The sequence below is a fragment of the Mesorhizobium sp. M2E.F.Ca.ET.219.01.1.1 genome (assembly GCF_004016445.2).
Lineage (GTDB): Bacteria > Pseudomonadota > Alphaproteobacteria > Rhizobiales > Rhizobiaceae > Mesorhizobium.
Genome location: NZ_SADT02000001.1, coordinates 325,643 through 338,158 on the forward strand (window position 1 = coordinate 325,643; position 12,516 = coordinate 338,158).

The window sequence follows — 12,516 nt, forward strand, 5'->3', positions numbered from 1 at the left end:
ACAGTTGTTCCGCTTCATATCCAATCACGGATGGTCGGCCCGGGAACAGCACTGCGCCTTGTGACTTATCGTGCCGAACCGGGAACTTTCATGCCTCGCCAGCTCGATCTCAGAAGCGGCAAACCTGTCTGGTCTGCCTATCGCTCGCCCGCGGTGCCGGTGGAACGCCTGACCCGGGATGCAAAGACCGATGTCCTGATCGTCGGCATGGGCATCAGCGGCGCGATGATGGCCGAAGCTTTGACACGCGACGGCCATTGCGTGATTTGCATCGACAGGCGCGCGCCGCTGAAAGGGTCGACGGCCGCGACGACGGCGCTCGTCCAGTTCGAGATCGATCAGCCGCTCATTAGGCTGTCCAGGATGATCGGGGGCGATGCCTCCCGACAGGCCTGGCGGCGCTCGCGGCTGTCGCTGCTCAACCTGCGCGGGCGCATCGCGGAACTCGATATCCGCTGCCGATCGGCGGAGACGCCGTCGCTTTATCTGGCCGGCGATCGGCTCCACGCATCGGAGCTGCGCCGCGAGGCTGAAGCGCGTCGTGAGGCGGGCATCGGAGCGTCCTTCCTGCCACGCAAGAAGCTGAGAGAAGATTTCGGGATAGAGCGCGCCGCAGCGATTCTGAGCCATGGCAATCTGGCGCTCGATCCACGCAAATTGACGTCCGGACTGCTGATGAGGGCGCTGCTAGGCAAAGCGCGGTTCTATGCGCCGGCGGAAGCGACGGCGATCGAAGATACCCGCCTCGGCGTGACGGTGGCGACGCGCCAGGGTCCGAGGATCCATGCTCGCCATCTTGTCCTTGCGACCGGCTACGAGCTGCTCGATATCGTGCCGAAGATACGCCATCGCATCATCTCGACATGGGCGATTGCCACCCGGCCGCAGCCGGAGAAGATCTGGCCGCTCGCCGCCCTGATCTGGGAAGCTTCGGACCCTTATCTCTATCTCAGGGCGACATCCGATGGTCGCGTGATCTGCGGCGGCGAAGACGAGGAGTTCACCGACGAGAAACGGCGCGACGCTCTGATCGCGCAAAAGACGGACCGCCTTGAGGCGAAACTCGGAAAGATCTTCCCGCGACTCGACACGGCTGCGGAATTCGCCTGGACCGGCTCGTTCGGAGCCACCGACACCGGACTCCCGATCATCGGCAGCGTGCCCGGCCACCCGCGCGTTCAGGCGGTGATGGGCTACGGCGGAAACGGAATCACGTTTTCACAGATCGCGTCCGAGATCATCTCGGCCTCCATCGCCGGCAAGGAGGATGCGGATGCAAGCCTCTTCGCGTTCAAGAGATGATCATCCATGCTATCTTCGATAGATTAGGCTACGCGATCTGCTCGAACGTGCACTGCCGCGGCGCCTTGTCCGGCCGCCAGCGCAGCAACCTTGTGCCATGCCGGAAGCGCTCACCGGTGACATGGTCGAAACGAACCTCGACGACCAGGTCCGGCTTCACCGGCTCCCATTCACCGCTGCGCTCTGTGCTCCAGCGGCTCGGACCGCCCGGCGCCTTGCCGGTGAAGCCCGGCCCTCCGCGCAAGGCCTCGAGCTTCACCGTGAGCGCCGCGCGGTCTTCATTGGCGATGGTCGATGTGAAGCCGACATGATCGAGCTGCCCATTGTCGTTGTAAAGGCCGAGCAGAAGCGATCCGACCTGCCGTTTGCCGTTCAGATAGCGGAAGCCACCGACCACGCAGTCGGCGGTGCGCAGCCGCTTGACCTTGACCATCGCGCGCTCGCCCGGCCGATATGGCTCGTCGAGCATCTTGGCGACGACACCATCGGTCGAACCGCCGGCGCCTTGCAGCCATTGCCTGGCGGTGGCGACATTGGTGGTCGATGGCGACAGCTGGAGGTCGGGATTGGCCGCCTTGGACAGAAAGGCCTCCAAAGCCTCGCGCCGGGCCCGCAGGGGTCGTTCGAGTATGATCTTGCCTTCCGGGGCGACCAGCATGTCGAACAGTGTCAGCCGCGCCGGCGTCTCGATGCTCAGCTTGCGGATACGGCTTTCCGCGGGGTGCAGCCGCATCTGCAGCGCGTCGAAGGAAGCGCGGCCGTCGACCTCGATGACGATCTCGCCGTCAACGACGAAGTTCTTGGCGTCGAGGCTTTGCATCGTTGTTATCAGTTCGGGAAAGTAGCGGCCAAGCGGCTTTCCGGATTTCGCCCTGAGATCGACAGCCTTGCCGTTCTTGAAGGCAAGGCAGCGGAAGCCATCCCATTTCGGCTCGTATTGCCAGGAACCATTTCCCTCCGGTAACGCTTCCGCCGTTCGCGCTTCCATCGGCGGCGTTTCCAACGGCAACGGGAAGTCGCTCCGGTGAGCCGCTACCATCGTTCTTCCGTGTCATGGTGCGGCAGGTCAATGCCGCAGCAAACCCACCCGAGCCGCTGCGAGGAACCGTAATTGTGTCGCGGCTCAAGCCCGGACGGATCGTCAAAGGTCCCGATATGCATCGCGACCTCGTATGGGTTGGCGTCATAGGCAAGGGTAAGCGGCGTGCCGCAAGACTGGCAGAAGCTTCTCCGCGCAATCGGCGAGGAGCGGCGACAGGCTGGTTCCATCGTCAGCCATGAGAGGCTGGCGACAGGCGCCCAGCCAAGCACGGCGAAGGCGCTCCCCGTTGCGCGCCGGCACATATCGCAATGGCAGTAATGCACGCGCGGCTCGCTCGTCAGGCGATAACGGATATTGCCGCACAGGCATCCGCCATATCGCTCGACAGCTTCGTTTCGCGTATCGACGTCCGGTTCGTCCATCAAGCTTGAACGCTTGATCGAAGATGCGGTTTCAGCAGCGCAGATTTCACGCGTCGAGATCGATCAGGGCGATGCCGAGGCCCGGTCGTTTCGTGCGCCGCAGATGAACGGGCGATTCTGTCACGGTGACCTCGAGTGTCGGCTTCACCACGCCTTCCAGCAGGTGCCCGCCGCGGGTGGATCCGTCGCTCAGGCCCAGCACCGCATGCAGATGCAGACTTGGCTTGCCGCTGTCGTCGACGGCGATGTCGCCGATGGCGCTCAGCACCTCACACTGCTCGTCGACCGGTAGCTTGCGGTAGGATTTCGAGCCGAAATCGAACCAGCCGACCGTTGCTCTTTCGAAAGCGCCGATTGCCGTCAGTGAGGCGCCGGTAATCCCCTTCTGCCCCGCGAAAGCGGTGAGGGACGTGAAGGCTTCCTCGCCCGGATCGAGCACGACCACGAATATTCTTTGTCCCGGGGTTTCAGTGACCAGCTTCGATTTCATGATGCCCTTCGCATGCAGCAGCGGTTCCTGCGCAAAACTCACGGGCGGGACGCATGTTCCAACCTGCGGCGGAACCGGGAGATCGATCCGTTTCAGGATAGCGAAGTCACGCTTCGGTGAAATGGCGAAGTCTTTGGCTGGCAATTTGGAACATTGGCTCTGTTGAGAGGTTAGCGCACGAAACCAGCCAGCCAGGAGAGAGCCATGTCACAGCCCTCAGCCCTGTCCACCAATGGTCTCAGCCGAAGAAAGTTCATGGCAGGCACGGTCTCGGCGGCCGCGGCTGCGCCATTGCTGGCTTCACGGGCCGAGGCCGCGACGCCGGTCGCAGCTGAGCCGAAACTGAGGCAGCCGGTCGTAACGTCGCTCAGGATCAACGAGCAGCCGTATGAACTTTCGCTCGACACCCGAACCAGCCTGCTCGACGCCCTCCGCGACCACGCCGGCCTTACCGGCACCAAAAAGGGCTGCGACCACGGCCAGTGCGGCGCCTGCACGGTGCTGGTCGACGGCAAGCGGGTGCTGTCTTGCCTGAGCTTCGCCGTGATGAACGAAGGCAAGGACATCACGACGGTCGAAGGGCTCGCCTCCAGCGACGGCAAGCTGCATCCGATGCAGCAGGCCTTCATCGACCACGATGCCTTCCAGTGCGGCTATTGCACGCCGGGCCAGATCCTGTCGGCGATAGGTTGCGTCAATGAAGGTCACGCCGAATCCGAGAATGACATCCGCGAATATATGAGCGGCAATATCTGCCGCTGCGCCGCCTATCCCAACATCGTCGCCGCCATCCTGCAGGCGCGCGACGAGACGAAGGGAGCCTGACATGCGTCCGTTCGTCTATGAACAGCCTGCCGACATCTCCGCGGCGGTCGCGATCGCGTCCCGGTTCACGACCAACGACGATCAACCCACGCGAGCGAATGCGCAGTTCATCGCGGGGGGTACCAACCTTGCCGACTACATGAAACTCGGCGTGGCGGAACCCAACCGCCTGCTTGATCTCAACCGGCTCAAGGAGTCTGGACTGAGGCAAATCCGGGTAACCGATGACGGCATCCGCTTCGGCGCCCTGGTGCGTATGGGCGAGGCTGCCGACCACGCCGAAGTGAAGCGCCGCTACCCGGTCATTGCCGACAGCTTGCGGCTGGCCGCGAGCGGCCAGATCCGCAACATGGCAAGCCTTGCCGGAAACATCCTGCAACGCACGCGCTGCGAATATTTTCGCGAGACGTCCTGGCAATGCAACAAGCGTGTGCCTGGGTCCGGCTGCGCGGCGATGGAAGGCTTCAACCGGCAGCATGCGGTTCTGGGGGGCAGCGATGCGTGCATCGCCACCTACCATGGCGACTTTGCCCAGGCGTTGATCGCACTCGATGCCGTGGTCCATGCCGAGGGATCGCGCGGGGCGCGCAGCATACCGTTCGCCAAACTGCATCGGCAGCCCGGCGACACGCCACATATCGAGACTGATCTCGCCGCCGACGAGATCATCACTGCTATCGCAGTGCCCGCCGTTCCGTGGGCCCGGCGCTCGCTTTACCTGAAAATCCGTGACCGTGAATCCTATGCCTTCGCGCTGGCTTCGGCGGCCGTCGCGCTCGACCTGGACGGCGAGACTGTGCGCGAAGCACGCATTGCGCTCGGCGGTGTGGCGACCGTGCCCTGGCGTGCCGGCGCGGCCGAACAAAGCCTGCAAGGCAAGAAGCTCGACGAGACATCGGCAGAAGCAGCGGCCGACGCCGCCTTCGCCCAAGCCCAACCGCGCCAGCACAACGCATTCAAGATCGAGCTTGGAAAACGAACGCTGGTGCGGGCACTGCTTGAAACCCGAGACATGAAGGCGTGACCATGGACGCTGCCGCTCCCAGACCCAAGGAGAACATGGGCGAACCGCTGCCGCGCGTCGATGCACGGTTGAAAGTCACCGGACAAGCCCACTACCCCGCCGATCTGCCCATCGCCAACATTGCTTATGGCGCGCTGGCCACCAGCAGCATTGCCAAGGGCAAAGTGACGAAGCTTCGTCTCGACGACGCCCGCGCGGTGCCCGGCCTGCTCGACATCGTCACCTATGGCGACATGGACAAGGTCGACAAACCGAAATTCGGCAATTCCGGCGCGACTTCTATCGGACCGCTGCACGACAGGACGATCTTCCATGACGGTCAGATCGTCGCGCTCGCGGTTGCCGAGACATTCGAGGCGGCCGAAGAAGCGGCGCGGCTGATCCGCGCCGAGTACGAGGAAGAGAAGCCGACTGCGACTTTCGACAGCCCGGGGACGGCGACCATCCCTGCCGCCGGAAAGAGCCCTCTGTTCAAGGAAGATGTGAAGGCGGGCGACTTCGATGCGGCCTATGCCGATGCCGCGGTCAAGATCGACCAGCGCTATTCGACACCCACGCAGCATCACAACCCGATCGAGCTGTTTTCAACGACGGCCTTCTGGGAAGGCGACCAGCTGACCGTACACGAGCCGTCGCAGAACGTGACCGGCTGGAAGGTCGAACTGGCCAGGCAGTTGAAGATCGATCCTGCGAAGGTACGCATCGTCAGCCCGTTCATCGGCGGAGCCTTCGGCTCGAAAGGGCCGATGACACCACGCACGGCAATCGTCGCGGTGGCCGCCAAGCGCCTCGGACGTCCGGTGCGCTGCGTGACCAGTCGCATGCAGGCATTCGGCACGCAGACCTACCGGGCCGAAACCCGGCACCGCATCCGCATCGGCGCCGGCAGAGACGGCCACATCACCGCCTTCGCGCATGAAGGCTGGGAAGTGACGTCGCGTCCGGACCCCTATGTCGTCGGCGGCACTTCGGCCACCGGCCGCATGTATGATTATGGCTCGGTTCTGACCCATGTCTCGCTGGTGCAGGCGGACCGCAACACGCCGGGTTACATGCGTTCGCCGCCCGAGACGCCTTATGTCTATGCGCTTGAAAACGCAATGGACGAGATGGCGGTGGCGCTCGGCATGGACCCGGTCGAGTTCCGCCGCATCAATGAACCTAAGACGGAGCCGATCGGCAAGAAGCCGTTCTCCAGTCGTTCGCTGATCCGGTGCTACGACGAGGCGGCGGAGGCCTTCGGATGGGCCAAGCGCGATCCGAAAATCGGCGCGATGCGCGACGGCGAGTGGCTGGTCGGCATGGGCTGCGCGACGGCGATTTACCCCACTGCCGTCGCGCCATGCGCGGCGCGCGTGCGCCTGACGGTCGACGGCGACGTGCGGCTGCAATGCGGTTCGCACGAGATCGGCACAGGCGTTCGCACGGTGGCCGGCCAGATGGCGTCGGAGCGTCTCGGCGTCAGCATCGACAGGATCAGCGTCGAAATGGGCGACAGCAGCCTGCCTCCGGCTCCGGTCTCGGGCGGGTCGATCTCCACGGCAAGCGTTTGTTCTGCGGTGCTCATGGCCTGCGACGCCATCCGTACCAAGCTTTACGCCGCGGCGACCGCGGAAGGCGGTCCGCTGGCCGGCTCCCATAATGAAGAACTCGAGCTTGCCGGCGGAAAGATCGTCGCGAAGAGCGGCGCATCGGCAAAGGTGGAGGACGTTCTGAAAGCAATGCAGGTCGGCGCGATCGAGGAATATGCCGAGTTCGCTCCCAAGGGCGCGACGCCGGATGCGCTGAAGAAACTCTATGCCGGCACGCCCGAATTCCACGGCGGCGACCAGGACGAGGATTCGGTGAAATACGCCTTCGGCGCCGAGTTCGTGGAAGTGCGCATCAACCGCCACACCAGGGAAATCCGCGTGCCGCGCATTGTCGGGGCGTTCGCGGCCGGCCGCATCATGAACACGCGCACCGCGCGCAGCCAGCTGATGGGCGGCATGATCTGGGGCATCGGTCAGGCGCTGCAAGAGGCGACCGAGATCGACAGGCGCTATGCGCGCTATGTAAATCGTGACCTGCAGGACTACCTTGTGCCGGTCAATGCCGACATCAAGGACCTGCAGGTGATCCTGGTTCCGGAAGTGGACCCTGCGGTCAACCCGGCCGGCGTGAAAGGGCTTGGTGAACTCGGCAATGTCGGCACCGCCGCCGCCGTCGCCAGCGCGGTGTACCACGCCACCGGCAAGCGTATCCGCGATCTGCCGATCAGGATCGAGCAGTTGCTCGTTTGAGCGTGGGCCCATCCCCAGGCGAGGTTGCCGGTGGTAGCGCCATAGCCGCGCACGCCATCCATCGGGCGATAAGCGAGCGATATCAATCGCCGGCAGGGACACCGACATAGTTCTGCGTCTTGAAGAGCCCGGCCAGATGGGCAGCGTTGGAGGCCGCCATCTTGATCATGCTGACGACTTTCTCCGGTGTCCCGGGAAGGTCGACGAAGTTGACGTCACCCATCGCTTCTCCGACCCAGTACACGCCGCCATTGGCGGGAACGGTGAACCCGACATCGTTGAGCGCCTGATAGCATTCGGCGTGGCAGTGATGTGCGCCATCCTCATTGCCGACGATCGCGACCAGCGCGACCTTGCCGGCGGCCGGCATGCGTCCGCTGTCGTCGGTCTCGGACAGGAAAGCGTCCATCCGCTCCATCACGCGCTTGGCAACGCTAGACGGCTGTCCCATCCAGATTGGCAAGCCAAGGACAAAGATGTCGGCGGCCAGGATCTTTTGCCGCAGCTTCGGCCAGTCGTCGCCTTCCCCCATATCGGAGAGCACGCCAGGCTTGATGTTGTGGGCGAGCGCACGTGTCGTTTGGCATTCGACGTCATGTGCCGCCAAGGCCTTGGTCAACTCAGCGAGCATCCGATCGGTCGAGGACTCGTCATCGTCCTGAGGCATCTTGAGTGTGCAATTCAAGGCAAAAGCGGTTAGCGGCATCGGACCTTCCCGGCTGAACATGATGACCAACGCGGAGGGCAGACACTGGTTGCCTCTTTCTGCGCAACAGCCAGCCGGAAAGAGTCAGGTGTTTTCATTGGCAAGGTGGGGCGTGGCCAGAATGCCGTTGCGACCTCATGCGCCTCGGGCGTCGGTTCGGTTCCGGTTGGTGGAGTCGAGTTTAGTTGCAGGTTAAGCTATTGAAGATACTAATGAAAACCAAAATGCTGAGGTGTCACAGGCGGCATCCAAGTAAAGAAAATCCTATTTTGCTTTCAGATGCTTAGGGGGTAGGCCAACCGCAGCTGCTACCAACAGAAATACCAGCAAACTATTTCAGTGGATAGGTTCGGTTTCCGAGCAGGGACTGTCGAGATCAAACAACTGCATCTTAGGTAGGACGTGTGGATCGAGCCAGAGGTCTGCTACCTCCTCGATCCTTCGAGGCAGCGCATCGGAGATTGAAACCCTGATCATTTCGGAACTGGCCGAGAGAGCGTCTTTCGAATTAGCGCTAAAGCATTGAATCTATTCTGATTTCTTATCCCTTGTTACCAGTTTGTTACACAGCCGCGGATGACCGCTATGCCTCCCGTCCGCCTATGCGCCCGCTAACCCAAGTCTGCAGAAAAGATGACATGGCGGCGGTCTTTTTTCCTCATCGAGATCGAAAGCAAGGAACTTAATCGACTGGGCTCTGTTCGGGCGCTTCACGCACCCCGGAGAAGCCGAATGACCAAAGACCATCCGCATTCATTGTCACGACGCGAAGTCATGGCTGCAGCAGGAGTCGGAATAGCGGCCGGCGTCGCAGGTCCGGCCAATGCCCAGCAAGCAAGCACCAAACCTCTAGAGAATGGACCCGCCATGCAAGATCCTCGCACCAAGTATCCGAAGCCGCCCTTCGAAGCGCAAACCCAGCCTTGGCCCGGTTTGGCACGAGATATGAAACCCAAACCCGACCATGGGGAAACCAGCTACAAGGGATCGGGTCGGCTTGCCGGAAGAAAGGCCCTGATCACAGGCGGCGATTCCGGAATGGGCCGCGCTGCTGCCATCGCCTATGCACGCGAGGGAGCGGATGTCGCTATCAATTACGATCCTTCCGAAGAGCCTGACGCGAGCGAGGTGATTCAGCTTATCCGCGATGCTGGCAGAACCGGCGTGGCGCTTCCAGGCGATCTCCGTGACGAGGGCTTTTGCCAGAGGCTCGTCGCTGACGCCGTGCAGCAGCTCGGTGGCCTCGATATCGTCGTCTGCAATGCTGGAAGACAGCAGGCGAAGCCATCCATCCTCGACGTCACGAGCGAGGATTTCGATGCCACGATGAAGACCAACATCTACGCGCCGTTCTGGATCATCAAGGCGGCGCTGCCGCATCTGAAGCCTGGTTCCTGTATAATCGGCACGACGTCGGAACAGGCCTACGATCCTTCGCCCGAGCTTTACGACTATGCCCAGACCAAGGCCGCGACAATGAACTACGTCAAGTCGCTGGCGAAGCAGCTCGGCTCCAAGGGCATCCGCGTCAACGGTGTGGCGCCTGGCCCGGTCTGGACGCCGTTGCAGATCAGCGGCGGAGCGTCCGAGGAGAAGTACAAGAAATTTGGCAGCACCACCGCGCTGGAGCGACCGGGCCAGCCGGTGGAACTGGCCTCGATCTACGTGCAGTTGGCCGCCGATGACGCAAGCTTCGCAACCGGAAACATCTACGGGTCGGGCGGAGGTCAGGGACAACCGTAGGCAGATAAACGGGCGGCGCCGAGTTCAGCGCCGCCCAAATCGACGGGCAAGGAGGACCGGGCCATTCCCGGGGCGGGCATCGCGTGTTTGCAATCCCGACGCATCCGGGTTGCGCACCTATGCCTGCGTCCCCGCCCGCCCTATCAGGGCGCCTTCGGAGCGCAATTTCGCGTCCTGTTCATGAGCGGCATCCTGGCCGGTTGGGTCGTGCGACGATATCCGGCCCGATCGCCATATTCGATCGTAACGAACTTTGGCATCGTGAGGACTCCTTTCAGGGTTTGACATAAGGCTTGGGCGACCGCTGCCAAGCAGGCTATCTGCAACTGCGACAGCGCAAAAGGTTCAGCCGATCTCGACCCAGGCGGGGGCGTGATCGCTTGGCTTTTCCCACCCACGAGTCTCGACATCGACACCTGCGGCCAGAATGCCCTTCGCAAGAGACGGGCTTACGAGCAGATGGTCCATCCGCAGGCCGGAGCTTCGGTCGTAGCCGCCGCGATAGGAAAAGTTCCAGTAGGTGTATATGCCCTTGTCCGGATGGATACGGCGCATCGCATCCACCCAGCCCAAGCTCAGCATGTGCGCATAAGCTTTCCTGCTTTCGGGGAAGAAGACAGCATCGCCCAGCCAACGCCTGGGTACTGCAGCATCTATCTCAGTGGGCACGACGTTGTAGTCACCACAAAGCACCGTGCGCTCGCCCAACAGCGATCGGCTGTAGGTGATGAGACGCTCGAACCAGCGGAGCTTGTAATCGAACTTGGGCCCTGGCGCGGGATTGCCATTGGGCAGATAGATGCAGCCGACGATGAGACCGTCGATCTCTGCCTCCAGATAGCGGCTGTGCGTGTCATCGGGATCGCCAGGCAAGCCACGGCGGCGTCCGACCGGATCCTTTCCGCGCACCAATATCGCCACCCCGTTGTAGGATTTCTGGCCGTGCCAGATAGCGCCGAAGCCGGCGTCCCGTATTGCCTCGATGGGAAAATTCTCGTCGGACGTTTTCAGCTCCTGGAGGCAGACAACGTCATAATCGGTTTCGCGAAGCCACTTCAGGAGCACGGGGAGTCGGCCGTTCACACCATTGACGTTGAAGGTCGCGATCCGGGTCATCTCCTCAGCTCCGACGTGGGCAATCCAATTGCCGGCGCCTCGCTCGCCCGGCAAAAAAAGACCCCGCCGAGAGTTCGACGGGGCCGCATTTCTTAGAGCGGTGTGGTTCGCCGAACACGATCTCGTTCAGCCTCAATGTCATCATAGGGCTCCGCGGCAGCGTCAAATCCTGTCCATCCCCCGGCCTCGTAAGCGCTACGCCGCTCGTCAAGATTGACGGCACGCTCTCCACGCAGGATCCGTTCAGCCTCGCCGGCAAGCCGATCATCCACTCTGGCAGTCACGAGACTGCCGCCACGGCGCACGCCCTCAGCATAGACATGCGCATCGCGTTCCGAGACGCCGGATTCGGTCAGCGCACCGACGATGCCGCCAGCGGCTCCGCCGACCAGAGCGCCGCCGACCGCGCCGGCAGCCGTCGCAGCGAGCCAACCTGCCGCCACGACGGGCCCGACACCCGGGATGGCCATGATCCCAAGCCCGGTAAGGAGCCCGCCGGCGCCGCCGACGAGCGCTCCCAGGCCAGCGCCGGCGGCGGCATCTTCACCGGCGTCTGAAGTCTCATCCTGTCGATACCGATTGTCGGCATTGTTCGCCACGATGCTGATGTCGTCTCGCGGCACGCCGATCGCTTCCAACTCGCTTACGGCGTTGGCAGCGTCCTGATAGTCATCGAAAAGTCCGGTGACAGTCGTCATTTTTCACTCCATTCGTAATCTTGGTTATTGAGCCCCGGCAACAACGTTGCCTTTGAAATCAAGCGCGACGGCTACCTGCTTTCCGTCTTTCTCGGCGGTGCCGCGCCAGATACCCTGGTCGTCCTTCGTCAGCGCGCTGACATTCGAGAAGCCGGCATCCTGAATGCGCGATTTCGCCTGCGTTTCAGTGAAGCTATTGGCTCCGGGCACCGGGGCGGATGCGTTCTGATCGGTGCCTGTGGCCGCGGGGGCGGTGCTGGTGGTTGTGGTATCGTCGGTTTTGCCGGAGGCGATCTTTTCGACCATCTCCTGATGCATTTTGAGCGTCGGCAGCGTCTGCTGCGCGAATGCCTTGAGATCGGCGTTGTCGCCGTCGGCCGCATAGTCCTGGAACAGTTTGACCGCGTCGGCATGCGCGTCTTGCTGCATCTTCACGTAGGACTGGTCGACCGATCCGTTCGCGGACTTCAGCGCCTCGAGGTCGCTCTTGTGCTTCGCATCGGTGTCCGCGGGAACCTGTAGTTTCTGCTCGCCGGCGATCGACTGCAGCTTGGCGTTAGCCGCGCCATGATCGGTTATCATTTTCTGGGCGAAGTCGTTGACGGCCTGGTCTTTCGCCTTGCCCTGGACGATCTTGCTTGACTCGACTTCGAAGATCCCGCCTTCGGCTGCCTTGTTAACGAAATCCTGTGCCTTCTCGGCGCTGAGCGCCGGCTGGGCAAAACCCAGCGCGACGGCCGTGCAGAGCCCGGCCGATAGCAAACGAAGTTTCATAGATGATGTCCTCCAACGCACTGAATTGTGCCTGGAGGCAAACAGAGGGGCGAAGCGTTTGTTCCAACGCCAATTCGATTTGGTGCTAAGCC

General features: G+C 62.3%; 12 protein-coding genes. 5 read left to right on the plus strand and 7 right to left on the minus strand.

What is annotated here, in order from left to right; genetic code table 11:
* Window positions 1-90 precede the first annotated feature (90 nt).
* Window positions 91-1,302 (plus strand): FAD-binding oxidoreductase, encoded by a 1,212-nt coding sequence (locus tag EN862_RS01510; RefSeq protein WP_127864134.1) that lies wholly within the window; start codon window positions 91-93, stop codon window positions 1,300-1,302.
* A gap of 28 nt (window positions 1,303-1,330) precedes the next feature.
* Here EN862_RS01510 and EN862_RS01515 read toward each other — a convergent pair whose 3' ends face one another.
* From EN862_RS01515 to EN862_RS01525, 3 genes are read right to left on the minus strand one after another with little or no spacing between them, the layout of a single operon-like run.
* Entirely contained in the window at window positions 1,331-2,341 is a 1,011-nt protein-coding gene (locus EN862_RS01515) for an ATP-dependent DNA ligase (protein ID WP_127864135.1), read from the minus strand.
* Complete coding sequence (locus EN862_RS01520) at window positions 2,335-2,766, minus strand: GFA family protein (protein ID WP_127864136.1); 432 nt, start codon at window positions 2,764-2,766, stop codon at window positions 2,335-2,337. Before EN862_RS01520 ends, EN862_RS01515 begins: the two co-directional genes overlap by 7 nt.
* 46 nt (window positions 2,767-2,812) lie before the next feature.
* Window positions 2,813-3,256 (minus strand): PPC domain-containing DNA-binding protein, encoded by a 444-nt coding sequence (locus EN862_RS01525; RefSeq protein WP_127864806.1) that lies wholly within the window; start codon window positions 3,254-3,256, stop codon window positions 2,813-2,815.
* A 204-nt stretch (window positions 3,257-3,460) separates the two neighbouring features.
* On the opposite strand from EN862_RS01525, the gene EN862_RS01530 reads away from it, so the two are divergent.
* From EN862_RS01530 to EN862_RS01540, 3 genes are read left to right on the plus strand one after another with little or no spacing between them, the layout of a single operon-like run.
* Window positions 3,461-4,081 (plus strand): (2Fe-2S)-binding protein, encoded by a 621-nt coding sequence (locus tag EN862_RS01530; RefSeq protein ID WP_127864137.1) that lies wholly within the window; start codon window positions 3,461-3,463, stop codon window positions 4,079-4,081.
* A gap of 1 nt (window position 4,082) precedes the next feature.
* Complete coding sequence (locus EN862_RS01535) at window positions 4,083-5,105, plus strand: xanthine dehydrogenase family protein subunit M (RefSeq protein WP_127864138.1); 1,023 nt, start codon at window positions 4,083-4,085, stop codon at window positions 5,103-5,105.
* 2 nt (window positions 5,106-5,107) lie between these two features.
* On the plus strand, window positions 5,108-7,387 hold the full coding sequence (locus tag EN862_RS01540; RefSeq protein ID WP_127864139.1) for a xanthine dehydrogenase family protein molybdopterin-binding subunit: 2,280 nt from the start codon (window positions 5,108-5,110) through the stop codon (window positions 7,385-7,387).
* Window positions 7,388-7,469: 82 nt separating this feature from the next.
* Here the strand turns inward: EN862_RS01540 and EN862_RS01545 are convergent, their stop codons facing one another.
* Window positions 7,470-8,093 carry an NAD(P)H-dependent oxidoreductase gene (locus EN862_RS01545; protein ID WP_127864140.1) on the minus strand — a complete coding sequence of 208 codons (624 nt, stop codon included), beginning with the start codon at window positions 8,091-8,093 and terminating at the stop codon, window positions 7,470-7,472.
* Window positions 8,094-8,960: 867 nt separating this feature from the next.
* On the opposite strand from EN862_RS01545, the gene EN862_RS01550 reads away from it, so the two are divergent.
* Window positions 8,961-9,836, plus strand: a complete 876-nt coding sequence (locus tag EN862_RS01550) for an SDR family oxidoreductase (protein WP_245519542.1) — start codon at window positions 8,961-8,963, stop codon at window positions 9,834-9,836.
* A gap of 345 nt (window positions 9,837-10,181) precedes the next feature.
* Here EN862_RS01550 and xth read toward each other — a convergent pair whose 3' ends face one another.
* The 3 genes from xth to EN862_RS01570 form a co-directional block, all read right to left on the minus strand.
* Entirely contained in the window at window positions 10,182-10,952 is a 771-nt protein-coding gene (xth, locus tag EN862_RS01560; protein ID WP_127864141.1) for an exodeoxyribonuclease III, read from the minus strand.
* Between the two features lie 92 nt (window positions 10,953-11,044).
* Complete coding sequence (locus EN862_RS01565) at window positions 11,045-11,650, minus strand: general stress protein (RefSeq protein WP_127864142.1); 606 nt, start codon at window positions 11,648-11,650, stop codon at window positions 11,045-11,047.
* Window positions 11,651-11,674: 24 nt separating this feature from the next.
* The gene (locus EN862_RS01570) at window positions 11,675-12,424 is read right to left on the minus strand and encodes a DUF4142 domain-containing protein (RefSeq protein ID WP_127864808.1); all 750 of its coding nucleotides are present in this window, start codon (window positions 12,422-12,424) and stop codon (window positions 11,675-11,677) included.
* Window positions 12,425-12,516 lie beyond the last annotated feature (92 nt).

What these genes read in the sequence shown, in the direction of transcription:
- EN862_RS01540 (WP_127864139.1), top strand. Translation starts at nt 5,108, where the DNA reads ATGGACGCTGCCGCTCCCAGACCCAAGGAGAACATGGGCGAACCGCTG.
- EN862_RS01570 (WP_127864808.1), bottom strand. Translation starts at nt 12,424, where the DNA reads ATGAAACTTCGTTTGCTATCGGCCGGGCTCTGCACGGCCGTCGCGCTG.
- EN862_RS01520 (WP_127864136.1), bottom strand. Translation starts at nt 2,766, where the DNA reads ATGGACGAACCGGACGTCGATACGCGAAACGAAGCTGTCGAGCGATAT.
- EN862_RS01550 (WP_245519542.1), top strand. Translation starts at nt 8,961, where the DNA reads ATGCAAGATCCTCGCACCAAGTATCCGAAGCCGCCCTTCGAAGCGCAA.
- EN862_RS01565 (WP_127864142.1), bottom strand. Translation starts at nt 11,650, where the DNA reads ATGACGACTGTCACCGGACTTTTCGATGACTATCAGGACGCTGCCAAC.
- EN862_RS01515 (WP_127864135.1), bottom strand. Translation starts at nt 2,341, where the DNA reads ATGGTAGCGGCTCACCGGAGCGACTTCCCGTTGCCGTTGGAAACGCCG.
- EN862_RS01535 (WP_127864138.1), top strand. Translation starts at nt 4,083, where the DNA reads ATGCGTCCGTTCGTCTATGAACAGCCTGCCGACATCTCCGCGGCGGTC.
- EN862_RS01525 (WP_127864806.1), bottom strand. Translation starts at nt 3,256, where the DNA reads ATGAAATCGAAGCTGGTCACTGAAACCCCGGGACAAAGAATATTCGTG.
- EN862_RS01545 (WP_127864140.1), bottom strand. Translation starts at nt 8,093, where the DNA reads ATGCCGCTAACCGCTTTTGCCTTGAATTGCACACTCAAGATGCCTCAG.
- EN862_RS01530 (WP_127864137.1), top strand. Translation starts at nt 3,461, where the DNA reads ATGTCACAGCCCTCAGCCCTGTCCACCAATGGTCTCAGCCGAAGAAAG.
- EN862_RS01510 (WP_127864134.1), top strand. Translation starts at nt 91, where the DNA reads ATGCCTCGCCAGCTCGATCTCAGAAGCGGCAAACCTGTCTGGTCTGCC.
- xth (WP_127864141.1), bottom strand. Translation starts at nt 10,952, where the DNA reads ATGACCCGGATCGCGACCTTCAACGTCAATGGTGTGAACGGCCGACTC.